This window comes from Leifsonia sp. Y862 (genome assembly GCF_057669585.1).
In genome coordinates this window covers 1,590,341-1,612,974 of record NZ_JBYHFR010000001.1, presented here as the reverse complement: position 1 = coordinate 1,612,974, position 22,634 = coordinate 1,590,341, and the positions used below count along the sequence as shown (strand labels likewise).

Sequence of the window (22,634 nt, the reverse complement as noted above, 5' to 3'; positions counted from 1 at the left end):
CCTAAGACGTGAGGTCTGCGCGCGCGGCTAAAGACGGGCAATGCAATAGATGGCAGCATGGCTTCATGCCGAGCATTCTTCACATCGTTCGATCTGTCGTAGCGCCGATCACCCACACGCGACTGTTTCGCCGGATCGCTCCGACGGTGCTGCCGATGCTGGAGCGTGTGGTCACCCGTCTCAGCGGGGGTCGGGTCCAGCTGAGCGGGCTGCTCGTGCCGTCGCTGGTGCTGCATTCGACCGGGGCGAAGTCGGGCGTCGTGCGCGATACCGAACTGATGTACACCCCGGACGGGCACGGCAGCGCGATAGTGGCTGGCAGCAGCTTCGGCCGCGAGCGGCATCCGTCGTGGACCTACAACCTGATCGCGCACCCGGATGCCGTCATCAGTGTTCGAGGTCGCCGCCTCAGCGTGCGCGCGACCCTCATCCCCGATGCCGAGCGTGATGACGTCTGGCGACGGATTGAACAGCAGTGGCCGGGGTATCGCTCGTACGAACGGCAGTCGGGGCGTAACGTTCGGCTGTTCCGATTGCGACCGGTGGCAGAGTTGCGGTCTGCCTAGGCACCCGGCTCGACGAGTTCGGCGAGCTGCCGAGTGACGGTGCCCCAGCCATCGTGGAAGCCAAGCTGTTCGTGCTTGTCGCGGTCGGCGACGTCGCGGTGCATTGCGGTGGCGGTGTATTCGGTGCCGTCCGGGTGAACCCGCATGGCAATGACGGCGGTGATGAATGACGCCTCGGCGGGCCGCCAGCCGGCGACAAGCGCGTCGGTGAAGACGATGCGCTCGAGATCGTCGACCGCGAGGAAGCATCCCGTGATGTGCGGGGCGAACCCGGTACCGTCCTGGCTGATCTCTGTGCGGAATGACCCGCCGGGGCGCAGGTCCATGTCCAGAACGCGGCAGACCTCTGGGGCCGGGACCCACCATTGTTCGAAGAGCGTCGGATCGGTCCACGCGTTCCACACGGCAGAGCGCGGAGCCCTGATGACGCGGGAAACGGTGAGGTCGAGTTCAGGATGAAGGGAAGTCAGATCGAGGGTGGTCATTCGAGTGTCTCCTTGTCGTGAATGGTGGTGACTAAATGTTCGAGTCGATCAGTGCGGCCCGACCAGATGCTCCGCTGTTCGCTGAGCCAGGTCTCGATCGCGCCGAATGACTCCGGTTCGAGTGTGCACATGCGCACGCGACCGGTCTTGCGAGTTCGTATCCAGCCCGCGGTCTCGAGGTAGCGGATGTGCTTCATGAATGAGGGCAACGCCATGTCGAACGGCTCCGCGAGTTCGCCGATACTCGCAGAGCCCCTGCCCAACCTGCCCAGCACGGCGCGCCGAGTGGGGTCAGCGAGGGCTTGGAACACGGCGTCAAGCTGCCCTGAATACTGAGCCATGCAGCTAAGTTATGCCGCGACGACACTGAGGTCAAGGGCTAAGTGTTGGGCGGATGTCGACTAGCTAGCCCGCGCGACGGTGACCGTGCGTCGGTGGTAGACGACGAAGGAGCCGGCGATGAGGAGCAGGATGCCGGCGCCAAGCGGGAGTGCCGGGTCGATTCCCGTCTCGGCCAGGGCGGCCGACACGGCGACGGGCGACGCGGCCGCTGCGGGGGCCGACACGACGATATCCAGACGCACGGTGCGTGGCGAACCGTCGGTTCCGGTGCCGACCGCCACGAGGCTGTGGTCGCCGGCGAACGAGTCAGGAATTCTGAACAGGGTGGCCGCTAGTCCGCTGGCGTCAGCGGTGATCGGCGCGATCGCAAGGGGGTCGGAATGGATGCCGATTGCGACATCCGTTCCTGGCGCGAAACCGGAGGCGATCAGCAGTAGGGCTCGGCCGGCGTCGGTCGCCACTGGCGCGGTGACAGCTGCGGAATCGCGGGCCGGGAGCGTCGCGGGTACAGCCGGCGGCGTTGCGGCGTCCGCGGCGCTATACGCCGCCTTGGCCTGTGTCACAGCGGCCAGGGCGGATGCCGCAGCCGCGGCCAGATCGGAGGCATTCTGCTGGGCCACGGAGGCTGCTGTCGCGGCGGCGGTTGCGATGGCGGCGGCGGTGGCCTCGGCATCACGTGCGGCGGTGGCTGCGATTTCTGCGACCAGCGCGGCCGCGGCCAGTCGGTCGGCAGTCGCTTGGAGTTCGGGGGACGGATTGGGATTTGCGGCGGCGTCCGTAGCGGCGGTCTGGGCTGCGTCGGCTGCAGCGCGAGCAGCACTGGCCTCGCCGGTCGCCGTCGTCGCCGCCTGCGTGGCCGTGGCCAGGGCGGCCTGGCTGCTGGACAATGCTGCACTCGCCGTAGTGGCATCGACCGCGGCGGCCTGTGCGAGTGCGCTGGCCGCATCAGCCTTCGCCTGCTCGGCCCTCACGCCTTCCCAACGCTTCATCTCTTCATCTGCGGCGGTTTGGACCGCCAACAGCGCGGACCATGACAGGAACGACGGGGTGCGACCGAACAGACTTTGGTAAATCTCCGTCCCGGCGTAGGTGGCATCGGTGCCCGCGTAGGTGGCCTCAAACGCCTGCTCGATGTCGACGATCCCGATCCCGGCCCCTGACAGAGCCAGTTGCCAGGTTGCGAGGGTGGCCGCATCCGCTGGCCTGTTGAAGTAAGCGACATACAAGGCTTGGACATGGTCCAGGTAGTCGGCGGCAACACCGGTGCGGAGTCCCGTGCTGGTGGCACTCGCGCGTTCCGCTGGGGCAGCCGAAGCCGGCGCCGTCACGAAGAGGCCGGTGGCGGCGGTGAGCGTGATCGTGGCGATGGCGGCAGCGAGCGTGCGGCGAGAGCGGCGTGAAGGCATCCGCTCAGTCTGGCAGCGAGGTAATTGTGCGCGCGGCCCCCCTTCGGGGAAGAGGGCGCTCAACTTGCAATCTCTTTAATAAGCCTGCATTCTTTATTAATTATCGTCTTCGCTATGAGAGAGAAGCCAGGCACGGTCGCCAACGATCGGGTGGTGCTGTCCTCCCACAGCTGAGAGCGTCACACGCATCACAGACAATGAGGAGTACACCATGCACTCGACAACTCGAGTGGTACCAGCAGTCGCGGTATCTGCCGCTCTCATGCTCGCGCTCGCCGGTTGCGGCAGCTCGACGGCAAGCAGCAGCGCTCCGGCATCCATCCCGGACACCGTGGACGCCGCAGGCGACAAAGTCACCGTTTGGGTGATGCAGGATGACTACAGCCAGGACACCCTGGATGCCATCAACAAGACTTTCACTGAGCGGACCGGCGCAGAAGCCGACGTCCAGATTCAGCAGTGGGACGGCATCACGACGAAGTTGTCGACGGCCCTCAGTACCAATAACCCGCCCGACGTCGTCGACATCGGAAACACCCAGGTCTCCAGCTACGCCGAGAACGGCGCGCTGATGGATGTCACGAAGTACCGCGACCAGCTCGAGCAGGGTCAGACCTGGCTTTACGGTCTGGTTGACCCGGCGACCGTTGACGGTTCGCTGTACGCGATCCCCGGCTTCGCTGGCGCACGCTCGGTGATCTACAACAAGGCGACGTGGGCCGCAGCCGGTATCACGACCCCTCCGACCACCTGGGACGAACTGACCGCGGACCTCGATGCGGTCAAGGCCGTGAACCCCGCCGCTGACTTCTCGTCGCTGTACCTTCCCGGTCAGCACTGGTACGTGGGCATGCAGTTCGTCTGGGATCAGGGTGGAGAGATCGCCGTCGACACCGACGGAACCTGGACCGGCGCGCTTGACAGTGCGAAGGCGCAGGATGCCCTGGCTGCCTGGAAGGAATTCCAGAACACCTACTCGGCCGCATCATCTCGCACGGTGAGCACCGACAGCCCCGAGCAGGAGCAGATCTTCGCCGACGGCAAGGCATCCGCCATCGTGGGTAGCAACGGCGCCGTCGATGTCATCCTGGGGGCCAACCCCAGCCTGACCGCCGACGACATCGGAACCTTCGCTCTGCCCGGCCAGTCCGGTAAGACCCAGCCCGTCATGCTCGGTGGCTCTGACTGGGGAATCGCAGCGAAGAGCTCCAACCAGGAACTCGCGCTCATCTGGACGCAGATCGCTGCGAGCCCTGACATCCAGAACGACTACGTCTTCGGCGTCAGCGGCTGGATCCCGAACAGCGCAGAGGGAATCGAAGCCGCGCAGTCGACGCTCAGCGATTCGAAGGTCGGATTCTTCCAGGCCGCACTGAATTCACGCGCAACGCCGGCCTCATCGGGCTGGTCAGCGATTGAAGGCAGCAACTCCCTGCAGGAGCTGTTCTCCTCGGTTGCCAGCGGCAGTGCCACGACGAAGGCCGCTGCCGCGACCTTCAACACCGCGGTCAACGCAGCACTCAAGTAACGCAGCACTCACGTAACGCAGCACGGAACTGAAGCACTGACGCAATACCTGTGGCCCGTCCGGCGCCCCCGCGCCTGACGGGCCACGCTCAATCAGCAAGACAGAAAGAGAGCACCGATGTCCGGCTCCAAACGCTCGGCGCGCGCATTCGCCGACCGGCGAAGTGTGGCGGCGCTGCTGCTCACTCCCGCTGGGATCGTGATCCTCGCGGTCACCATCGTTCCCATCGTGGTGATGGTCTTCACCTCCTTCACGAACTTCAACCAGCGCTCGCTCTTCACGGGCGCCTACGACATGGTCGGGCTCGACCAGTTCGAAGCGGTGCTCAGCAATCCTGAGTTCTGGGCGTCATTCGTGCGTACGATCCTCTTCACCGCCGCGCTCGTGCTCGGTTCTGTGCTGATCGGCGTCGGCATGTCGCACGTCCTTACCCGCATCAACGCAGCGCTGCGCACCATCGTCACGATCGTGCTGATCTTCGCCTGGGCAATGCCCAACGTCGCCGCCTCCCTGGTCTGGAACTGGTTGTTCCAGCCCGGCTATGGCGTCGTGAATTGGCTGCTCACCCAGGTGGGCATCTTTGGCGATATGACCGACACCGACTGGTCGGCTGACCCCTTCCACGCCTTCATCGCCATCTGGCTGCTCATCGTCTGGCAGGCCGTTCCCTTCATCGCCTTGACCGTCTACGCCGCAGAGACGCAGGTCTCGGCCGAATACATCGAAGCTGCAAAGCTCGATGGCGCCACCGACTCCCGGATCTACCGCTCGGTCACGTTGCCGTTCCTTCGCCCCACGATCATGCTCGTCACGATCCTGTCGACCATCTGGAACTTCAACATCTTCAACCAGATCTGGCTCGTCTCCCATGGCGGACCCAATGGCGCGACCGCCACGCTCGGGGTGTTCACCTACATCACCGCCTTCGTCAGCTTCGATATCGGTGGTGGATCGGCGATCGCCGTCATCACGACGATCCTGCTCGCTGTCGTGACCTCCTTCTACATCCGCAGCCTCGTGCGTTCCGGAGAGGACCTGTGATGACTAAACGCGCCACAAGCACACCAATGCCCACCCCCCGCACCCGCCGGTTCAAGAACATCAACTGGGGGTCGTCAACGATTGCCGTTGTCTTCTCCATCGTGTGGTTCTTCCCGACCTATTGGATGGTCAAGACCGCGTTCACGCCGCGCGCCGATGCGCTCAGCACGACGCCGTCGTTCCTGCCGGTGAACTTCACCTTGGACAACTTCGCCAACGCGATGCTGCAGTCGGGCTTCTTCACGAACCTGCGCAACTCGGTGATCGTCGTCCTGGCCGCCGTGCTCGTCGCGATCGTCGTCGGAATGCTCGCCGCCGCTGCGCTCTCTCGGTTCCGCTTCGGTGGTCGCCGCACGATCCTGGTCGCCATCCTCATCCTGCAGATGATCCCGCCGACGGCCCTGCTGGTGCCGCAGTTCCTCGTTTTCAACGCGACGGGCATGCTTGGCAACTACATCGGCCTCATCCTGGCGTACGTGTCACTCACGTTGCCCTTCGCCATCTGGGTGATGCGCGGCTTCTTCCTCGCGCTGCCCGCCGAGCTTGAAGAAGCGGCTCAGCTGGACGGTGCGTCGAGCTGGCAGGTGCTCACCCGCATCCTCTTCCCGCTCGTGCTTCCCGGTGTCATCGCGACGAGCGTGTTCACCTTCATCACGGCCTGGAACGACTACCTCATCGCCTACACGTTCATGCGTGACCAGACGATGTACACCCTGCCGGTCTGGCTGGCGTCCTTCAGCTCACCTGTGACCGGAACCGACATCAGCGGCCAGATGGCCGGATCGGTGCTGTTCTCACTGCCGGTCGTCGTGTTCTTCGTGCTGATGCAGCGCAAGCTCGTCTCCGGCATGTCAGCAGGGGCGGTGAAGGGATAGTCATGGCAATCACTCTGATTCCCCGTCCGCTTTTCGTCGAAGCCGGCTCCGGCGTCTGGCGCCCCACTGGCCAGGGTTCGGTGTCCGTCCATGCAGCGGATGCCGCGCTCCCGGCGTCTGTTCTGCTGCGCTCTCGGCTCTGGTCTGGACTGCGTCTTCACGCGAGCGACGGATCGGCGGACACCGCCGACATCCGCTTCACTCTCGACGAGTCGCTTGCGGAGGAGGCCTATCAGGTCACCGTCGACGACTCGGGTGTAGCCGTCGCTGCATCGAGCGCCGCCGGCTTCGTCGCCGCGACGCACACACTGCTGCAGCTCTCTAGTGACGACGTGTGGCGTTCCGGCGCCGCCGTGCCCCGTGCGCTGGAGATTGCGCACGTACGTATTGAAGACGCGCCTCGGTATGCCTGGCGCGGTCTGATGATCGACGTCGCCCGGCACTTCCTGCCGGTTCGCGAGCTGCGTCGCATCGTCGAGCTGATGGCGATGCACAAGCTCAACACGCTGCACCTGCACCTGACGGATGACCAGGGATGGCGCCTTGAAGTGCTGGCGTTCCCGCGGCTGACCGAGATTGCGTCGTGGCGCGCCTCGACACAAATTGGCGCCGACGATGCCACGGCGGGGGAGCTCGACCGGCCGCACGGCGGCTTCTATACGCAGGACGAACTGCGCGACCTGGTGGCGTTCGCCGCCGACCTCGGCGTGACGATCGTGCCGGAGATCGACGTTCCCGGGCATTCCCAGGCAGCTATCGCGGCCTACCCAGAACTCGGAATCAGTACATCGCCGGGCTTCCCGCCCGCGGTCTGGCCGCGATTCGGGGTGTCTGACTTCCCGCTGAACATGGAGCAGGCCACGGTCGACTTCTTCTGCACGGTGATTGACGAGTTGGTTGACATCTTCCCGTCGCGCGTCATCGGTCTCGGCGGTGACGAGTGCCCGTCTGCGCCGTGGGAAGCGGATGCCCGCTCAGTTGAGTTGGCCGCTGAGCGCGAGTTGTCGCATCCGCGTGAATTGCAGGCCTGGTTCCTCATGCAGCTCGACGCACGCCTGCAGTCACACAATCGTGAGCTGCTGGCCTGGGATGACCTGCTTGAGCACACTGCCAGACCGGATGCCGTTGTGCTGGGTTGGCGAGGCGAGGCCGGCGTTCGCGCCGCGTTGCGCGCCGGCCTTGAGGTCGTTGCCTGCCCCGACCACCTGGTCTATTTCGACTACCGCCAATCGGATGATCCCCGTGAGCCGGTTCCGGTGGGGGTCGTCGTGACGGCTACCGATGTCGCCCGGTTCGACCCGATGCCCGCTGGCGTCGAGGAAAGCGCTCGCGCGCTCATTCGGGGCGGACAGGGAAACCTGTGGGCGGAGCACCTTGATGGTCCGCGCAATCGTGACTACATGCTGTGGCCGCGGGCCTGCGGCCTCAGTGAAGCGCTGTGGGCTGGACCGGTCACCGACGACACCGAGTTCGAGGTGCGCTTGAACGCCCACCTCGGCCGGCTTGACGCGTTCGGTGTGGAGTACCGGCACGCGGACGGTCCGAAGCCGTGGCAGCAGCGTCCTGGCGTTCGTGGGCGGGAGCAGACCCTGGCCGAGCGCGAGGCTGTAGTCGCCGAGCTGACCCGTGCGTTTGACGCCGACGTTGACGCCGACGTTCAGGCTGACGCCGACGAGCCGGTGGCATGACGCATGAGCAGGTACCTCCCGTCCCGCACGCTACAGTGAGCGGGAGGGGAGGCCGGGGAGTGCGAGGAAACGACACACTGTCGCTGACGTCAGCAGAGCTGCGGGCAGTGCGGCGTACGCCGTCGCCGTTGCGGGCCGCCGTCGCTCAGGACGCCCGCGCCCACAATCTCTCACTCATTCTCGGCCTGCTCTACTCGAGCGGACCAATGACTCGGCCGCAACTTGCAGCCGCGACGAAACTGTCGCAACCCACCGTGACTGCTCTCGTGGCGGACCTCCTCGATGACGGCATGCTGCGCGACCTCGGCGTCGTGGCTGAAGCTCGCGTGGGCAAGCCCGCCGCGCAGGTGGAGATCGACGCCCTGGGCAACGCGGCAGTTGTCGTTGACCTGAGTGGCGGCCAGACCTTCACCGGATCGCTTGTGAACCTGCGAGGCGAGATCGTCGCGCGCACCAGCATCGAGGTGGGCGGCGCGACCGGCGACGCCGTGCTCGAGCTGGCCGTGCGCACAGTGAACGAACTCGTCGTCGCGACGTCGGCACGCGTGCGGGGGATCGGCATTGCATCTCCCGGACTCGTCGACGACGTCGGCAACATCCGCGTCTCCGACCGTCTCGGCCTGCGCGACATTGATGTGGCCAACGCGGTCTCGGCCGCGACAGGGCTCGGCGTCGTCGTCGGGAACGACGTGAATTGGATCGCCCTCGGCATCCGTCGGTTCAGGGACCGTGCAACTCGTGACTTGCTCGTCGTGACCATCGAGAACGGCGTTGGTGGTGCGGTGATCCTCGACGGCGACCTCGTCCCAGGCGAGCAATTCGCCGCGGGGGAGATCGGTCACGTCACCGTGGATCCGAACGGTGAGGAATGCGTCTGCGGACGCCGCGGCTGCCTGGAGCAGGTCACCGGAGCCTCGCACCTGCTGCACCGGATCGAGAGCAGCCCAGCCGGCGAACGGGACGCTCTCGTGTCGAGCGCTGGCACGATGCTCGGCGGCTTCCTCTCACCCGTGGTGAGCATGCTCAACATCACAGACGTCGCGCTGGTCGGCCCCTCTGGACTTGTCCAGGGGCTCTACGCGGATGCCGTACTCACGTCCATCCGCGAGCGTCTGTTACCCGCGCATGCCGAGAGCATCCGGGTGCAGGTATACGAGCAGGATCCAGACCTCGTGATCCTGGGTGGGGCGAGCGCCGTCATTCAGGCGCAGCTCGGCATCCGCTAGCTCGCTCCCCGTTGGTCGAGGAGGCTGTTTTCGGCCGTCTAATGGGCGAATGGCCTCGTGGATTTCACGTGGGCGCGCGGAAACGCGCCTGGCGCGCGATAAAGCACGCGCCTGGCGCGTTTTCGCGCGCCAGGATTTGGTTACCGTGAGTGAACCGCCATTCTCGGCCAGCACCAGGCTGCGCAGCGGCGGCCTCAGTATTCGCACTCGCCAACATACCGCGTAGTCGGTATGCTGGCCCTGCATCGGAAACGGATGCCGGGCTCACGCCCGTTCACCTCGACGAGGAGGTCACATGCAGATCATCGGCGCAGTGCTCGAGCGTTCGGGCGGGCCGACGCCGTTCGCCGTGTCCCGCCCGTTCACTGTGGGACCGATGGAGCTGGACCCTCCCGGTCACGGTGAGCTGCTCGTGCGGATAGAGGCCGCGGGGCTCTGCCACTCCGATCTCAGTGTCGTCGACGGCAACCGCGTGCGGCCGACCCCCATGCTGCTCGGGCACGAGGCCGCGGGAATAGTCGAGATGCTGGGCGAGGGCGTGGACGACGTCGCGATTGGAACGCGCGTCGTGATGACCTTCCTGCCCCGGTGCGGTGCCTGCCCGGAGTGTCTCACCGATGGCCGGCTGCCCTGCCGCGTCGGGAGTGCCGCGAACAACGTTGGCACGCTCGTGGGCGGCGGCATCCGCTTGCACCGTGATGGGCATGCCGTGCACCACCACCTGGGTGTCTCGGGTTTCGCAAGCCATGCCGTCGTCAGTCGTACGTCCGTGGTGCCGGTGGACGCTGATGTGCCGGCCGAGATCGCGGCGCTGCTCGGTTGCGCGGTGCTGACCGGCGGCGGCGCGGTGATCAACGCCGGACGTCCGACTCCCGGCTCGCGTGTCATTGTCGTCGGGCTGGGTGGCGTCGGCATGGCCGCGCTGCTTGTGGCTGCGGCGCTCGGCCACGAGGTCGTCGGCGTCGACGCCCTGCCGGCCAAGCTCGAGCTCGCCACTGAGCTCGGTGCGTCAGCGACCTTCGCACCGTCTGCCGCAACGGATGCCGCGTTGACGGCGCCGCTGGTGATTGAGGCGGCCGGCTCTGCCCGCGCCTTCGAGACCGCGCTTCTGCTCACGGCGCAAGGCGGCACAACGGTGACTGTTGGTCTGCCAGCTCCGGATGCCAGGGCGAGCATTGCGCCGCTCCTTCTGACTGCCCAGGCCAAGACAATCATCGGCAGCTATCTGGGCTCGGCCGTTCCGAGCCGCGATATCCCGCGCTATGTCGACCTCTGGCGCGCCGGTTTGTTGCCCCTCGAACGACTCGTTTCGGCACGCATTCGCCTCGACGAGATCGCGGAGGGAATGGACCGCCTCGCCACTGGCACGCAGTTGCGCCAACTCATCACCTTCGACAGACCGTAACTACAACGAAATGGACATCCGTATGACACGAACCGCCATCGTCACAGGAGCAGCCCGCGGCATCGGAGCCGCGACCGCCAGACGACTCGCCGTCGACGGCTACTCCGTCGCCGTTCTCGACCTCGACGCCGAACACTGCGCCGACACGGTTGCCGCGATCGAAGCGGAGGGCGGCAGCGCCATCGCTGTCGGCGCGAACGTCGCCGAAGCGGATGCCGTGGCTGCAGCGGTCGCGCGGGTCGCTGAAGAGCTCGGTGCCCCTACGGTCCTGGTGAACAATGCCGGGATCCTGCGCGACAATCTGCTGTTCAAGATGAGCGAAGACGACTGGGATGCCGTGCTCGGCGTGCACCTGCGTGGCGCGTTCCTGATGAGTAGAGCCGTGCAGGCGCATCAGGTTGCCGAGGGATGGGGTCGCATTGTGAACCTGTCAAGTACCTCGGCGCTCGGCAACCGCGGGCAGGCCAACTACGCAGCCGCGAAAGCCGGCATGCAGGGCTTCACGAAGACTCTCGCCTTCGAACTCGGCCGCTATGGCGTGACAGCGAATGCCGTGGCGCCCGGCTTCATTCAGACCGAGATGACCCGCGCGACCGCCGAACGCATGGGCGTCGCATTCGACGACTTCCTGGCTGGCGCGGCGAAGGAGATACCCGTTGGGCGGGTAGGTCAGCCGGACGACATCGCTGCGGCAATTTCATTCTTCTGCTCTGAGGAGGCGAGCTTCGTCTCCGGGCAGGTGCTGTACGTGGCAGGAGGGCCGAGAGCATGACCGCGACCCCGACCCTCACCATCTCCTCACCCGGTGCCCTCGCTGAGGCCATCGGGCAGTCAGCGACGGGGGAGTGGTTCCCCATTGATCAGGACCGCATCCAGGCGTTCGCCGACGCGACCGAAGACTGGCAGTGGATCCACCTGGATGCCGAACGCGCGGCATCCGGGCCATTTGGTGCCACGATCGCCCACGGCTACCTCACCCTCTCGCTCATTCCGCGACTCACCGCCGGACTCGTTGAGGTGGCCGGTGCGGCGCTGGTGGTCAACTACGGGCTCGACAAGGTGCGCTTCCTGCAGCCGGTCACGGCCGGATCGCGCGTGCGGGCAACCTCGACCATCACCAGCGCCGAACCCTCGCCGCAGGGTGTGCGCGCGGGGATCACGGTGACGATCGACATCGAGGGCGCCACCCGACCGGCCCTCGTCGCCGACACGATTGTGCTCTTCGTACCTGGCCCTGCCGCGGGGTGATGCCAACGGGGCGCGGGGAAACCCGGCTGGCGCAGGATCTAACGCGCGCCAGCCGGGTTAACCACGCCACGCCACGCCGCGGTGCGGCTGCGGGCCGAAAGCTCAGACGCGCTCCAGCACCATGGCCATGCCCTGGCCGCCACCGACGCACATCGTCTCGAGGCCGTAGCGGCCACCCGTCTCCCGCAGCCCGTTGATGAGCGTCGAGGTGATGCGGGCGCCTGTCATGCCGAACGGATGTCCAACGGCAATCGCACCGCCGAAGACGTTGAGCTTCTCAGGGTCGACGCCGAGTTCCCGCGCTGAGGGAATGACTTGGGCGGCGAAGGCCTCATTGATCTCGACCAGGTCGATGTCATCAATGCTGAGGCCGGCCAACGCGAGTGCGCGACGGCTCGCCTCGACAGGGCCAAGGCCCATGATCTCTGACGAGAGCGCGCTCACCCCCGTGGAGACGATGCGGGCAAGCGGAGTGAGCCCGAGCTCGTCGACCACGCGGTCCGACACCACCACCACGGCAGCGGCGCCGTCGTTGAGTGGGCAGCAATTGCCCGCCGTCACGGTGCCGTTCTGCCGGAACACCGGGTCGAGCTGACCGAGCGCATCAATGGTCACGCCCGCGCGTGGCCCGTCGTCGGTCGCCACGATCGTGCCGTCGTCGAGCGTGACGGGCGTGATATCCGTGGCCCAGAAGCCGCTTGCGCTCGCCGCCTCTGCACGCTGCTGGCTACGCGCGGCGAACGCGTCTTGCTCGTCGCGCGTGATGCCTCTCAGTGAGGCGACGTTCTCGGCGGTTTGACCCATCGCGATATACGCATCCGGTAACCGCCCGTCGTGCCGGGGATCGCGCCACGAGGTTTCGCCGCTGGCAGCCCTGGCTTCGGTGCGTTCGAGCGCCGCATCGAACAGCGGGTTCGTGAGGGTCTCTCCCGCAATGTAGTCGCTGGAGCCGCGCATCGCGTGGCTGACCGACTCCACGCCCGCCGACACGAAGACATCGCCCTCGCCGGCTTTGATGGCGTGGAAAGCCATACGCGTGGTCTGCAGGCTCGACGAGCAGTAGCGATTGACGGTGGTGCCAGGCACCTCGTCGAGCCCCAGCAGAACCGACACGATGCGCGCCATGTTCATGCCCTGCTCTCCGCCTGGCAGGCCGCATCCCAGCATGAGGTCATTGATGCGGCCAGGGTCGAGCGTGGGGATTTTCGCCAGCGCATCACGCACCATGCGGGCTGCGAGATCGTCTGGGCGGATGCCGGCGAGCGAGCCCTTGCGGGCGCGACCGATGGGCGAACGGGCGGTGGACACTATGTATGCTTCGGCCATGTCGTGCCTCTCTAAACGGATGCCTGGATCTAAACGAATGCCTGGATGCCGGTGATAGCGCGACCGACGATGAGCGTATTCATGTCAAACGTGCCCTCGAAGGTGTAGACCGCCTCTGCGTCGGCGAAGAATCGTGCCACCCCGTGATCGAGCTGGATTCCATTACCGCCGAGGATCTCCCGGCAGAGCGCGACGGTCTCACGCATCCGAGCGGTGGCGAATGCCTTGGCCATTGCCGAGTGGTGGTCCTTCTGCACGCCCTCGTCTTGCATGGCCGACACGCGCATGCAGAGGGCAATGCTCGCGGTGATGTTCGACAGTGAGATTGCGAGCTTCTCCTGCACCAGCTGGAACGAGGCGATCGGCTTGCCAAACTGCATCCGCTCCTTGGCGTATGCGAGGGCGACCTCATAGGCGCCGACCGCGACCCCGATGGCCTGCCACGCGACCTCTGCGCGGGTGAGGCGCAGCACAATGGCCACGTCGCGGAAGGAGTGGATGTTGGCCAGCCGGTCGCTTTCGGGAACGATCACATTCTCGAGCACGATATCGGCGTTCTCCACAGCGCGCAGTGACTGCTTGCGTTCGATCTTGGTGGCCGTGAAGCCCGCCGCCGGCTGACGAACGATGAAACCCTTGACTTGGTCGTCGGCCGTGTCACGCGCCCAGATGATCACGATGTCGGCGAAGGTGGCGTTGCCGATCCAGCGCTTTTCACCGTTGAGCACCCACTCATCGCCGTGTCTGGTTGCGGTGGTCTGCAGTCCGCGCGCCGTGTCTGATCCGCTCGTCGGCTCGGTAAGCCCGAAGGCGCCGATCACCTCGCCGCGGCCCATTGGCGCCATCCACTCAGCACGCTGTTCAGCTGAGCCACCGACGCCGATGGCGTTCATTGCCAGCCCGCTGTGCACGCCAATGAAGGTCGCCGTCGATGGATCGACCCTGGCGATCTCGAGGGCGATCCAGGCGCGATAGACCGCGCTGTTCTCGAACAGCCTGGTCTCCGGCCACGACGGCCCGAACAAGCCGAGCTCGGCGAAACCCGGGATGAGGTGGCGGGGGCTGCGGGCTTGCTCCCAGAAATCGTTTGCATAGGGCCGCACCTCGGCATCGAGGAAGGCGCGGATGCGGGCAACGGAGCGTTGCTCCTCATCCGTGAGTTGTTCTTGGAATCCATAGAAATCGGCGTCGAGTACCTCGGCCCGCTCGATCTGTGGGGTGGTGAGCGTCATTGCATCTCCGTTCGTCGGTGAACTCCACTGCGGTGAACTCCACGTAGTATGCATCATTTTGCAGAATGTTGCACGTGCTCTCCCAGACACGCGGTAGAGTTCCCGCATGCCAACGACGACAGGCGCCCTCGCGGAGTCCGCCACATCGACCACGCCTGCAACGCCCACCACCATTGGAACGGTTGGCCTCGCGGTCGCCCCGTCGTGGCTATCCGATCGATTGGCCCAGGGCACCCACGACGGTTCCGCACGTGCGTACGCGCTGGCCCGCGAGGAATTCATCGCCGGCCGCCGCATCGACATGAGCGCGCTCGCCAGCGACCTCGGCGTTGATCGCACCTCGTTGTTCCGCTGGGTGGGCAATCGCGATGCGCTGCTCTCCGAAGTGCTCTGGTCGCTCGCGGTGCCGACCTTGCTACAGGCGGAGGAGGCCACGAGCGGCCTGCGCGCCGAGGAGCGAGTGGCTGCCGTGCTCACCCATTTCGTCAACGATCTCATCAGCGCCTCCTACTTTCGGCAGTTCCTGCGTCGGGAGCCTGCGCGGGCGCTGCGGTTGCTCACCACGACCGAGAGCGAGATTCAGCGGCGCTACGTCGCCACGACCGAATGGCTCGTGCGGGGAGAACTTGGCGAGGCCCCGCTCGGCGGCGCCATCGACCCGGCGGCGCTGGCATACCTGCTGGTTCGGATCTCCGAATCGTTCAGCTACGCCGACCTCATCACCGGCGACGAACCGAGCACAGAGCGGGCCAGAGTGGCGTTCCGCGTACTGCTGAGGGTGGTCTGATGCATTACGGAGCCAGAGCGCCGTTCGCCACCCGGTGGAACGACAATGACCAGTACGGCCACCTCAACAACACCGTCTACTACGAGGCGATGGACACGGCGATCAATATCTGGATGATGGCCAATGGCGGCCTCGATCCGCAGGGAGAGACCATCGCCTTGTGCGCGGCCTCATCGTGCGAGTTTCGCGCCTCTGCATCGTTTCCGGACGCGCTCGAGGTGGGCATCGGTATCGAGCGGCTCGGCACAACGAGTGTCACCTGGGCGCTTGGAATCCTGCGGCCGGGGGAGGGCGACGCGATCGCGACAGGCCGTTTCGTGCACGTGTTCGTCGACGCCGCGGAGCGCGTGCCCATGCTGATTCCGTCTGGCATCCGCTCGGCGATCGAGCGAGACCTGATCGGGTGATTGCGATCGTCACCTGCGCAACATACCGACCACGCGGTATGCTGGCGTCACGCGGCTCGAATCGAGCCGTGCGCTGCGCGGCAATCGCGCGTGAAAGGTGGTCAAGGATGACCGACTCTCCCGGGCTCGATGTCGTGGGACTCACCGAATGGCTCGCACGTGCGCATCCAGAACTCGCAGACGGCCCGCTGTCGGCCACGCTCATCACAGGTGGTCGCAGCAACCTCACCTATCGCGTCGACGGTGCACGTCGTCCGCTCGTGGTGCGGCGTCCGCCCCTCGGCCACGTACTGTCAAGCGCGCACGATATGGCCCGCGAGCACCGCGTCATTCGTGCGCTGCGCGGCAGCGCAGTGCCGGTTCCGCCGACGGTAGACCTGGTCGACGATTCGGCAGCTGGCCTGGTCACCGGCACACCTTTCTTCGTCATGGAGCTCGTTGAAGGCCGAGTGCTGTCTGACCCGGCGCAGAATGCCGGTTTTTCAGAGAGCGAGCTGCATGACCTGGGCCTCGACCTTGCCTGCATCCTGGCCGAGCTGCACAGCATCCCGCCGGCATCCGTCGGGCTCGACACCTTCGGCCGCGCAGACGGCTACCTCGAACGGCAGCTGAAGACCTGGCGTCGGCAACTCGACTCCTCCCGCACGCGGGACGTGCCGAGGCTGGACGAACTCCAGGCTGGGCTCGGCGAGCGGATGCCGGCGGCCGGGCGTTCCGCGCTCGTGCACGGTGATTACCGACTCGACAACGCGCTGGTTGCCGGCGGCCGCGGCGATTCCGTGCCGGGGAGCACCCCGCGCATCACCGCGATCCTCGACTGGGAGATGGCGACAATCGGGGACCCACTCGTCGACCTTGGCATGCTCGGCCTCTACTGGAGCATCGCTGAACTTCCCGGCGGCCGGGGCCTGGCTCCCAGCGCCGTCGACCAGGGCGCCGGCTACCCAACCTTCGACGAGCTGGTGGATGCCTACGCGGCACGCGCCGGTATCGTGACGCCCGCTCTCGGCTGGTATCGCGCCTTCGGGGCTTACAAGCTCGCCGTCATTCTGGAGGGCATCCACTGCCGCTACCAGGCCGGCGAGACCGTCGGCGATGGCTTCGATCGCATTGGGGAGCTGGTGGAGCCGCTTGCCGCAGAAGGGCTCACCCGTTCGGCCCTGAGAGGACTTTGAGAACATGAGACGAGGACACTGACATGGATTTTGCCGCCGACGCCCACACGACCGAGCTGACCGCGACGCTCCGCGCATTCATCGACGAGCACGTGATTCCCGCCGAGCCTGTGCTCGAACGCCAGCTTGCAGCCACGCCAGATGAGTGGGGGTTCCGGCCCGTCGTCGACGAGCTGCGGGCTCTGGCCAGAGAGCGCGGCCTATGGAACCTCTTCATACCGGGGGAGCACGGCGCGCAGCTGAGCAACCTGCAGTACGCGCCGTTGGCAGAACTCACCGGGTGGAGCCCGCGGCTCGCCCCTGTCGCCCTCAACTGCGCCGCGCCAGACACGGGCAACATGGAGGTGCTGGCCGACTTTGGCACGACCGAGCAGAAGGAGCGCTGGCTCGAGCCGCTGCTGGATGCTCGCATCCGCTCGGCCTTTTGTATGACCGAACCCGACGTGGCCTCCTCTGATGCCAGCAACATCGCCACCAGCATCCGTCGCGACGGTGATGACTACGTGATTTCTGGGCGCAAGTGGTGGTCGACGGGCGCGATGAATCCCAATGCGGAGATCTTGATCGTGATGGGCAAGAGCGACCCTGCGGCCTCGCGGCACCGGCAACAGTCGATGATCCTGGTGCCGCGCGGCACTGTGGGCGTCGAGATCGTGCGACCGCTGACGGTGTTCGGCTATGACGACCGCGACCACGGTGGGCATGCGGAAATCGTGTTCCGTGATGTGCGCGTTCCCGCTGCGAACCTGATCGGGGCCGAAGGGGACGGATTCGCCATCGCCCAGGCCAGGCTAGGGCCCGGCCGCATCCACCATTGCATGCGCGCACTCGGCATGGCGGAGCGAGCGATGGCCCTGGTGCGCGAGCGTGCCAACAACCGTGTCGCCTTCGGCCTCCCGCTCGCCAGCCAGGGAGTCGTGCGCGAATGGGCGGCCGAGTCGCGCATCAGCATCGAGTCACTGCGATTGCTCGTGCTGAAGACCGCCTGGCTCATGGACACCGCGGGCAACCGGGCAGCCATGACCGAAATTCAGGCCATCAAGATCGCCGTTCCCCGAGCGGTGCAAACCATTCTCGATCGCGCCATGCAGCTCTTCGGCGGCGCCGGCCTGTCGTCAGACCAGCCCCTCGCGGAGATGTTCGCCGGCGCCAGGGCGCTGCGCCTGGCCGACGGCCCAGACGAAGTGCACCTCGCCGCCCTCGGCAAGGCAGAACTGCGAGGCTGAGCCGCCGCACGGTCGCCGATCCCGCACCGCTCCCTTTCCCACGTCCACTCCAATCCATCCCCAGCTCCATCCCTGTCACCCTGTCACTGATCAAAGGAGATCCTCATGGCACACCTACCCGACGTCGCAATCGACGGCGACGGCTTCGGCACACTCTCGGTCGCGAGCATTCTCGCCGAGACCGCGAGCCGCGCCCCCGACAGCCCTGCCATCCACTTCTTCGGCAACACCATCAGCTATGGGCAGCTCTGGACAGAGACGCGTGCGTACGCAGGGGCGCTGCGTGAGCGTGGCATCGGCCGCGGCGACCGCGTCGCGATGCTCGTGCCCAACGTGCCCGACTTTGCGCGTGTGTACTACGCCGCGCTGTCGCTCGGCGCGATCGTGGTGCCGATCCACCTGCTGTTCAAATCCGAGGAGATCACCTTCGTGCTGCGCGACAGCGGCGCCGACCTGCTGGTGGCTGCTGCTCCGCTGCTCGCTGAGGCGATTCCGGCCGCCAGCGCTGCCGGAGTGCCGCTCATCACCGTGCTCGCCCCACCGCCAGAGGCCGGAGGACCTGAACTGCCGCGCCTCGAGGCTGAGGCCGCGGCATCGGCGCCGATCGAACGGCACGTCTCGATGAGCCCGTTGGAGCCGGCGACCATTCTCTACACGAGTGGGACGACGGGCACCCCGAAGGGCGCGGTCGGCTCTCACCTCGCGATCGTCGAGCAGGTGCACTGCTCACTCATCGATTCCTTCGACATGCGCACAGACGACGTGATCTTCGGCGGGCTGCCGCTGTTTCACACCTTCGGGCAAACCGCCGTCATGAACATCGCCTTCCGTCGCGGCGCCTCGATCATCCTGCTGCCGCGGTTCGACCCTGATGAGGCCCTCGCGCTGCTCATCACCCACCAGGCGACCGTCTTCACCGCCGTGCCCACCATGTTCGTTGGCATGATCCAGGCGGCCGGCCGCAGTGCCGAGCGTCCGCCGCTTCGTTACGCGGTGTCTGGCGGTGCGGCGCTGCCGGTGGCCGTGCTCGAGGCCTTCCAGGCGGCATTCGGTGCGGAGGTGCACGAGGGGTATGGCCTCACAGAGACGGCGCCGACGGTGTCGTTCAACACCGTTTACGAGCCCATCCGCCCCGGCACAGTGGGCCGCGCCCTCTGGGGCGTGGACGTCATGATCGCCGAGGCAGAGGTCGAGGGGCGCATCGAGTTTGTGCAGCCAGGGTCGCTCGGCGAGATCGTCGTGCGTGGCCACAACCTGTTCAAGGGTTACCTCGGGCGAGCGGATGCCTCGGCCGAAGCCGTCGTCGACGGCTGGTTTCGCACAGGTGACCTTGGCACCTACGAGGAGGGCATCGTCACGATCGTTGACCGCAAGAAGGACATGATCGTGCGCAATGGCTACAACGTGTACCCCACAGAGGTCGAGGCCGTGCTTGCGCGGCACCCCGACGTGGCAATGGCCGCCGTGTTCGGTCTGGCCGACGACACCCACGGCCAGGAGGTGCACGCCGCGGTCGTCGCACTCGACGGCCACGAGCTCGACGCCGACGCCCTCATCGCCTTCTGCAAGGAACGCATTGCCGCCTACAAGTACCCGCGGATGGTGCACCTGGTGGACGCGTTGCCCATCGGCGGCAGCGGAAAAGTATTGAAGCGCCTCCTGGTGGACCAGTTCAGCGCCGTGCGCAGCTGATTGCCCGGTCAGGCCACCAGCTTGAGGTGCCGATGCGCGGATGGTTCCATCCGCGCATCGGTTGCCGGTCGGTGGACTACTGGCGCGTCGATGCGCGCGCGTAGGCGATCAGCTTCGTCGCTCTGCATAACTAGCGGTGACTACTGCGATTCAGGCAGGAGGATATGCGACGTATTTATAAGACTCGCTGCGCTACGAGATTCCGGCGATATGGTCGTTCTTCGTTGGGAAGTGACGGTATGCAGTGGCGATGCCCAGCCCGGCCTCGCGGGCGATGGCCCGCATCGACACAGCCACCCCGTTGTGCTGGAGCGCTCGCGCAGCTGCTTCCGTCAGTCGGAGACGGTTTCGCTCCCTGTCGACGCGAGGTTCGCGAGTCATTTCGTCCACAGTCCGTCTCGCTTTCATTAGATCCGGATTTGCTTCCCCACCCTAGGGTGGGAAAGCGTCAGACCCGCTCTGGGGTGGTGGGCCTGGTCGGTGTGCGTCGCGATGCTGAGGTCATGACATTCACTATTTGGGCTTTTGACCTTCTCTTTATCGCTTTGGTGGTGCTTCAAGTGAGAGAGCGCCCGTTGACTCTCGTGCAGATCCTGTTACCGATCGTTCTCGTCATCTGGGCGAGCATCACGTTCGTTCATTCGGTTCCCTCTGAGAGGAATAGCCAGGTCGTTCTCGGCCTTGCTGTTCTTGTTGGCGCTACGCTTGGCGTCGCTATCGGCGGGTTGACCCAGGTGCAGGTTTCCGCTGGCAGGGTCGTGACCCGTGCCGGTCTTCTCGCGGCTGGCCTCTGGATTCTCGTTATGGGACTGCGGCTGGCTTTCCAGCTGTGGGCTACGGGGGTGGGCCAACAAGACCTCGGCCAATTCGACTACGAGAACAGCATCAGCAACGATGTGTGGCCGGCAGCACTGGTTCTGATGGCCGGCACCACCGTTTTGGTGCGCATCGTTGTTCTTGTGGCAAGGGGAAGACGCGTGCAACACAGCAAGGACGCCGACAGGATCGCTCGCGATGCTATGTCGTGATCCCTGAGCGCGTAGTTCCTAGGACGAGTGCGATCGCATGCGAGCGATTCGCGGCAGGCATCTTGGCGAATAAGGAATTTACGTATCCCTTGACCGTCGCCACAGAGATGAACAGATCGCCCGCGATCTCTTCATTGGATCGTCCTCGGCAAATGAGCGCGAGAGTCTCTGCCTCGCGCGGTGTGAGTGCCGGGTACCGGTCGCGGAGGGTCCTCACGGTGAGCAGCCGATCCGCGGACGCTTGTACCTTCGAGAGTTCTGAGGCGTAGGCACGGTCGAGCCCCTCGAATCGGCGCGATACGTCGTCAGCGGCTGCTCGGCGCGCCAGCCCGGCCAGGGTGGCGATCGCGATCGTTAGGATTGTGATTGCGATCGACCAGAGTTCGCGGTGCCCATTGCTAAAACCGAACGTCGCGGCGATGATCGCCGCGATCGGCCACATCCATCGCACCCAGTGAGGCATATCGGTCTTGCCGAGCATGATCACAAGGCTTCCTGCCATCGGGTAGACGCTGGTGCTGTAGCTGGGGCCGGCGGCCGCAGCTGAACCGATCAGCATCACGAGCAGCAGACCGCCATCGACAAACGAACTAATTCGACCGAAGACGAGCGCACGAACCACCCATGCGACACCAGCACAACCGACGAAGACCAGCGCCCAAGCCGGAGCGTCTAGCCAACGCCATCCGCTGACGAGCACCGTTGTGGTGCTTCCGACTGCGATGGCTAACTGCAGTAGCGCCCTAGGTTTTATCACTGCACCATTCTGCCGCTAACGTGCGGTACCCAAGCCCGGACCGCATTCTCCATCTCACCCGCACGCCGCCCCTCCCAAATCAACCGCTCCTGCTCCGCCGTGAACTCCATACGCACCTCCACGTCTCATCGTGGTGCATTCGCCCGTTGAACTCGCCTTAGTTTTTGGAGACGTTATTGCGCGAGAGCGTCAGAATTGGGGTCTACGCCAGACGAGTAGCTGGCCACAATTGGTGCACGTTGCTGTGCTGTTCGATGGCATCCGCGGCGATGCGTTCGGTTGCGTGTCTTTGCTTGACCTGTCGGGCCACGTCGAAGAGGTCCAGAGGTTCTCGCCGGTGACGGAGACGCCTTGGTGGCTGCTGGCGGCCAGGCGCAGGTCGCGGAGTTCGAGGTCGGTTTGGGTGCGGCCGTGGAGGTCGAGAGAGGTGACCGCGTTCTTGTAGCCGGGCAGGGGCACGTCAACGTCGAAGGCGAGTTGGTCGTCGTTGATGGTGACGGCGGTGCCGGGGCGGTAGTGCTCGCGTGAACAGAGACGCTCCTAGAAGTCCGTATGACCGCGATGGGCTCGAATCACAAGCGTCAGACTCAACGCGAATACGATGACGGACAGAACCAGCGCGAACCATTCACCTTGGTCTGCCGACCCCGTGGCAAGTTGGATTGCGCTTATGCCGCTACTAATTCCAAAAACGATGGTAAGTGCCCATTCGCCAATAAGACGTGCGCGGTTCGGCCGTTCTTTTCCATTCACTAAGAATCCTTCCAATAACGAACTTACTGATCCTGACGGCTGTTCCTGTCAGCATTTCTTTCAGCACTTGTTAATCGCGTCTCCGATTCGATAGACCAAAAGGCTGCCGATATTGCGAAACGAATTGCGGCAACCGCGCCAGCGATCAAGGTGGGAGCTCCGATTATGACGAACGAATCGAGTAGTGAAAAGAATGGGGCGCTCACCGATGGTGAGGAAAATCGCCCGACAGTCGGTGTGATGTCTCGTAACCTAAGTGCCTCATAACCCAAGGGATACGAGACGGTGGAACCGATCTAGTGTCTGGTTACCGAAAACAATGCGGCGTTGATGTTTGCGTGTTCGCCAGGCTGCAGCCGGGGCATAACCTCTACCAACAATTGATGCTTCCTCGCTTGCGTCGAATCGCTGTTTTGATGCGGCGCCGGCATCTAGAGTGGA

At 65.2% G+C, this 22,634-nt stretch carries 23 protein-coding genes; 16 read left to right on the top strand and 7 right to left on the bottom strand.

From position 1 onward, the window contains the following. Nucleotides 1-65 precede the first annotated feature (65 nt). On the top strand, nt 66-566 hold the full coding sequence (locus tag AC25Z0_RS07580; protein ID WP_488132771.1) for a nitroreductase/quinone reductase family protein: 501 nt from the start codon (nt 66-68) through the stop codon (nt 564-566). On the opposite strand, the gene AC25Z0_RS07575 is transcribed toward AC25Z0_RS07580, so the two are convergent. From AC25Z0_RS07575 to AC25Z0_RS07565, 3 genes are read right to left on the bottom strand one after another with little or no spacing between them, the layout of a single operon-like run. Continuing rightward, nucleotides 563-1,051, bottom strand: a complete 489-nt coding sequence (locus tag AC25Z0_RS07575; RefSeq protein WP_488132770.1) for an SRPBCC family protein — start codon at nt 1,049-1,051, stop codon at nt 563-565. The genes AC25Z0_RS07580 and AC25Z0_RS07575 overlap by 4 nt on opposite strands. Continuing rightward, entirely contained in the window at nt 1,048-1,392 is a 345-nt protein-coding gene (locus AC25Z0_RS07570; protein ID WP_488121384.1) for an ArsR/SmtB family transcription factor, read from the bottom strand. Before AC25Z0_RS07570 ends, AC25Z0_RS07575 begins: the two co-directional genes overlap by 4 nt. Nucleotides 1,393-1,452: 60 nt before the next feature. Continuing rightward, nucleotides 1,453-2,799 (bottom strand): hypothetical protein, encoded by a 1,347-nt coding sequence (locus AC25Z0_RS07565; protein ID WP_488132769.1) that lies wholly within the window; start codon nt 2,797-2,799, stop codon nt 1,453-1,455. Between the two features lie 211 nt (nt 2,800-3,010). Between AC25Z0_RS07565 and AC25Z0_RS07560 the strand changes: the two genes are divergently transcribed. The 8 genes from AC25Z0_RS07560 (at nt 3,011) to AC25Z0_RS07525 (ending at nt 11,810) form a co-directional block, all read left to right on the top strand. Then, nucleotides 3,011-4,327, top strand: coding sequence for an extracellular solute-binding protein (locus tag AC25Z0_RS07560; protein ID WP_488132768.1), 1,317 nt, complete (start codon nt 3,011-3,013; stop codon nt 4,325-4,327). Nucleotides 4,328-4,444: 117 nt separating this feature from the next. Continuing rightward, a complete protein-coding gene (locus tag AC25Z0_RS07555; RefSeq protein ID WP_488132767.1) occupies nt 4,445-5,368 on the top strand; it encodes a carbohydrate ABC transporter permease in 924 nt (307 codons plus the stop codon). Continuing rightward, the gene (locus tag AC25Z0_RS07550) at nt 5,368-6,243 is read left to right on the top strand and encodes a carbohydrate ABC transporter permease (RefSeq protein WP_488132766.1); all 876 of its coding nucleotides are present in this window, start codon (nt 5,368-5,370) and stop codon (nt 6,241-6,243) included. The genes AC25Z0_RS07555 and AC25Z0_RS07550 overlap by 1 nt, the downstream gene beginning before the upstream one ends. A gap of 2 nt (nt 6,244-6,245) precedes the next feature. Then, nucleotides 6,246-7,931, top strand: a complete 1,686-nt coding sequence (locus AC25Z0_RS07545) for a beta-N-acetylhexosaminidase (RefSeq protein ID WP_488132765.1) — start codon at nt 6,246-6,248, stop codon at nt 7,929-7,931. A 59-nt stretch (nt 7,932-7,990) separates the two neighbouring features. Then, nucleotides 7,991-9,157: an ROK family protein gene (locus AC25Z0_RS07540; RefSeq protein ID WP_488132764.1), complete on the top strand. Its 1,167-nt coding sequence runs from the start codon at nt 7,991-7,993 to the stop codon at nt 9,155-9,157. A gap of 295 nt (nt 9,158-9,452) precedes the next feature. Further along, nucleotides 9,453-10,562, top strand: coding sequence for an alcohol dehydrogenase catalytic domain-containing protein (locus AC25Z0_RS07535; RefSeq protein WP_488132763.1), 1,110 nt, complete (start codon nt 9,453-9,455; stop codon nt 10,560-10,562). 22 nt (nt 10,563-10,584) lie between these two features. Then, complete coding sequence (locus tag AC25Z0_RS07530) at nt 10,585-11,334, top strand: SDR family oxidoreductase (protein ID WP_488132762.1); 750 nt, start codon at nt 10,585-10,587, stop codon at nt 11,332-11,334. Next, entirely contained in the window at nt 11,331-11,810 is a 480-nt protein-coding gene (locus tag AC25Z0_RS07525; protein ID WP_488132761.1) for a MaoC family dehydratase, read from the top strand. Before AC25Z0_RS07530 ends, AC25Z0_RS07525 begins: the two co-directional genes overlap by 4 nt. Before the next feature lie 102 nt (nt 11,811-11,912). On the opposite strand, the gene AC25Z0_RS07520 is transcribed toward AC25Z0_RS07525, so the two are convergent. Both AC25Z0_RS07520 and AC25Z0_RS07515 read right to left on the bottom strand, forming a co-directional pair. Next, nucleotides 11,913-13,136, bottom strand: a complete 1,224-nt coding sequence (locus AC25Z0_RS07520) for an acetyl-CoA C-acetyltransferase (RefSeq protein ID WP_488132760.1) — start codon at nt 13,134-13,136, stop codon at nt 11,913-11,915. A gap of 29 nt (nt 13,137-13,165) precedes the next feature. After that, nucleotides 13,166-14,368: an acyl-CoA dehydrogenase family protein gene (locus AC25Z0_RS07515; RefSeq protein ID WP_488132759.1), complete on the bottom strand. Its 1,203-nt coding sequence runs from the start codon at nt 14,366-14,368 to the stop codon at nt 13,166-13,168. Nucleotides 14,369-14,474: 106 nt separating this feature from the next. Here AC25Z0_RS07515 and AC25Z0_RS07510 point away from each other — a divergent pair, with 106 nt between their 5' ends. The 5 genes from AC25Z0_RS07510 to AC25Z0_RS07490 all read left to right on the top strand — a co-directional run bounded on the left by AC25Z0_RS07510 (nt 14,475) and on the right by AC25Z0_RS07490 (nt 19,655). After that, on the top strand, nt 14,475-15,155 hold the full coding sequence (locus AC25Z0_RS07510) for a QsdR family transcriptional regulator (protein ID WP_488132758.1): 681 nt from the start codon (nt 14,475-14,477) through the stop codon (nt 15,153-15,155). Next, nucleotides 15,155-15,562: an acyl-CoA thioesterase gene (locus AC25Z0_RS07505; protein ID WP_488132757.1), complete on the top strand. Its 408-nt coding sequence runs from the start codon at nt 15,155-15,157 to the stop codon at nt 15,560-15,562. The genes AC25Z0_RS07510 and AC25Z0_RS07505 overlap by 1 nt, the downstream gene beginning before the upstream one ends. A gap of 107 nt (nt 15,563-15,669) precedes the next feature. Beyond that, nucleotides 15,670-16,737 carry a phosphotransferase family protein gene (locus AC25Z0_RS07500; protein ID WP_488121398.1) on the top strand — a complete coding sequence of 356 codons (1,068 nt, stop codon included), beginning with the start codon at nt 15,670-15,672 and terminating at the stop codon, nt 16,735-16,737. Nucleotides 16,738-16,760: 23 nt separating this feature from the next. Beyond that, nucleotides 16,761-17,963, top strand: a complete 1,203-nt coding sequence (locus AC25Z0_RS07495) for an acyl-CoA dehydrogenase family protein (protein WP_488132756.1) — start codon at nt 16,761-16,763, stop codon at nt 17,961-17,963. A 105-nt stretch (nt 17,964-18,068) separates the two neighbouring features. After that, on the top strand, nt 18,069-19,655 hold the full coding sequence (locus tag AC25Z0_RS07490) for an AMP-binding protein (RefSeq protein ID WP_488132755.1): 1,587 nt from the start codon (nt 18,069-18,071) through the stop codon (nt 19,653-19,655). Between the two features lie 192 nt (nt 19,656-19,847). Here the strand turns inward: AC25Z0_RS07490 and AC25Z0_RS07485 are convergent, their stop codons facing one another. Continuing rightward, nucleotides 19,848-20,036 (bottom strand): helix-turn-helix domain-containing protein, encoded by a 189-nt coding sequence (locus AC25Z0_RS07485; RefSeq protein ID WP_488121401.1) that lies wholly within the window; start codon nt 20,034-20,036, stop codon nt 19,848-19,850. Between the two features lie 122 nt (nt 20,037-20,158). Between AC25Z0_RS07485 and AC25Z0_RS07480 the strand changes: the two genes are divergently transcribed. Beyond that, complete coding sequence (locus AC25Z0_RS07480) at nt 20,159-20,683, top strand: hypothetical protein (protein WP_488132754.1); 525 nt, start codon at nt 20,159-20,161, stop codon at nt 20,681-20,683. Here AC25Z0_RS07480 and AC25Z0_RS07475 read toward each other — a convergent pair. Then, nucleotides 20,673-21,440: a helix-turn-helix transcriptional regulator gene (locus tag AC25Z0_RS07475; RefSeq protein WP_488132753.1), complete on the bottom strand. Its 768-nt coding sequence runs from the start codon at nt 21,438-21,440 to the stop codon at nt 20,673-20,675. The genes AC25Z0_RS07480 and AC25Z0_RS07475 overlap by 11 nt on opposite strands. A gap of 351 nt (nt 21,441-21,791) precedes the next feature. On the opposite strand from AC25Z0_RS07475, the gene AC25Z0_RS07470 reads away from it, so the two are divergent. Beyond that, complete coding sequence (locus AC25Z0_RS07470) at nt 21,792-21,968, top strand: hypothetical protein (RefSeq protein ID WP_488121404.1); 177 nt, start codon at nt 21,792-21,794, stop codon at nt 21,966-21,968. Nucleotides 21,969-22,634: the final 666 nt, after the last annotated feature.

Coding starts and splice junctions, on each gene's coding strand:
- AC25Z0_RS07580 (WP_488132771.1), top strand. CDS start 66: ATGCCGAGCATTCTTCACATCGTTCGATCTGTCGTAGCGCCGATCACC.
- AC25Z0_RS07575 (WP_488132770.1), bottom strand. CDS start 1,051: ATGACCACCCTCGATCTGACTTCCCTTCATCCTGAACTCGACCTCACC.
- AC25Z0_RS07570 (WP_488121384.1), bottom strand. CDS start 1,392: ATGGCTCAGTATTCAGGGCAGCTTGACGCCGTGTTCCAAGCCCTCGCT.
- AC25Z0_RS07565 (WP_488132769.1), bottom strand. CDS start 2,799: ATGCCTTCACGCCGCTCTCGCCGCACGCTCGCTGCCGCCATCGCCACG.
- AC25Z0_RS07560 (WP_488132768.1), top strand. CDS start 3,011: ATGCACTCGACAACTCGAGTGGTACCAGCAGTCGCGGTATCTGCCGCT.
- AC25Z0_RS07555 (WP_488132767.1), top strand. CDS start 4,445: ATGTCCGGCTCCAAACGCTCGGCGCGCGCATTCGCCGACCGGCGAAGT.
- AC25Z0_RS07550 (WP_488132766.1), top strand. CDS start 5,368: ATGACTAAACGCGCCACAAGCACACCAATGCCCACCCCCCGCACCCGC.
- AC25Z0_RS07545 (WP_488132765.1), top strand. CDS start 6,246: ATGGCAATCACTCTGATTCCCCGTCCGCTTTTCGTCGAAGCCGGCTCC.
- AC25Z0_RS07535 (WP_488132763.1), top strand. CDS start 9,453: ATGCAGATCATCGGCGCAGTGCTCGAGCGTTCGGGCGGGCCGACGCCG.
- AC25Z0_RS07530 (WP_488132762.1), top strand. CDS start 10,585: ATGACACGAACCGCCATCGTCACAGGAGCAGCCCGCGGCATCGGAGCC.
- AC25Z0_RS07525 (WP_488132761.1), top strand. CDS start 11,331: ATGACCGCGACCCCGACCCTCACCATCTCCTCACCCGGTGCCCTCGCT.
- AC25Z0_RS07520 (WP_488132760.1), bottom strand. CDS start 13,136: ATGGCCGAAGCATACATAGTGTCCACCGCCCGTTCGCCCATCGGTCGC.
- AC25Z0_RS07515 (WP_488132759.1), bottom strand. CDS start 14,368: ATGACGCTCACCACCCCACAGATCGAGCGGGCCGAGGTACTCGACGCC.
- AC25Z0_RS07510 (WP_488132758.1), top strand. CDS start 14,475: ATGCCAACGACGACAGGCGCCCTCGCGGAGTCCGCCACATCGACCACG.
- AC25Z0_RS07505 (WP_488132757.1), top strand. CDS start 15,155: ATGCATTACGGAGCCAGAGCGCCGTTCGCCACCCGGTGGAACGACAAT.
- AC25Z0_RS07500 (WP_488121398.1), top strand. CDS start 15,670: ATGACCGACTCTCCCGGGCTCGATGTCGTGGGACTCACCGAATGGCTC.
- AC25Z0_RS07495 (WP_488132756.1), top strand. CDS start 16,761: ATGGATTTTGCCGCCGACGCCCACACGACCGAGCTGACCGCGACGCTC.
- AC25Z0_RS07490 (WP_488132755.1), top strand. CDS start 18,069: ATGGCACACCTACCCGACGTCGCAATCGACGGCGACGGCTTCGGCACA.
- AC25Z0_RS07485 (WP_488121401.1), bottom strand. CDS start 20,036: ATGACTCGCGAACCTCGCGTCGACAGGGAGCGAAACCGTCTCCGACTG.
- AC25Z0_RS07480 (WP_488132754.1), top strand. CDS start 20,159: ATGACATTCACTATTTGGGCTTTTGACCTTCTCTTTATCGCTTTGGTG.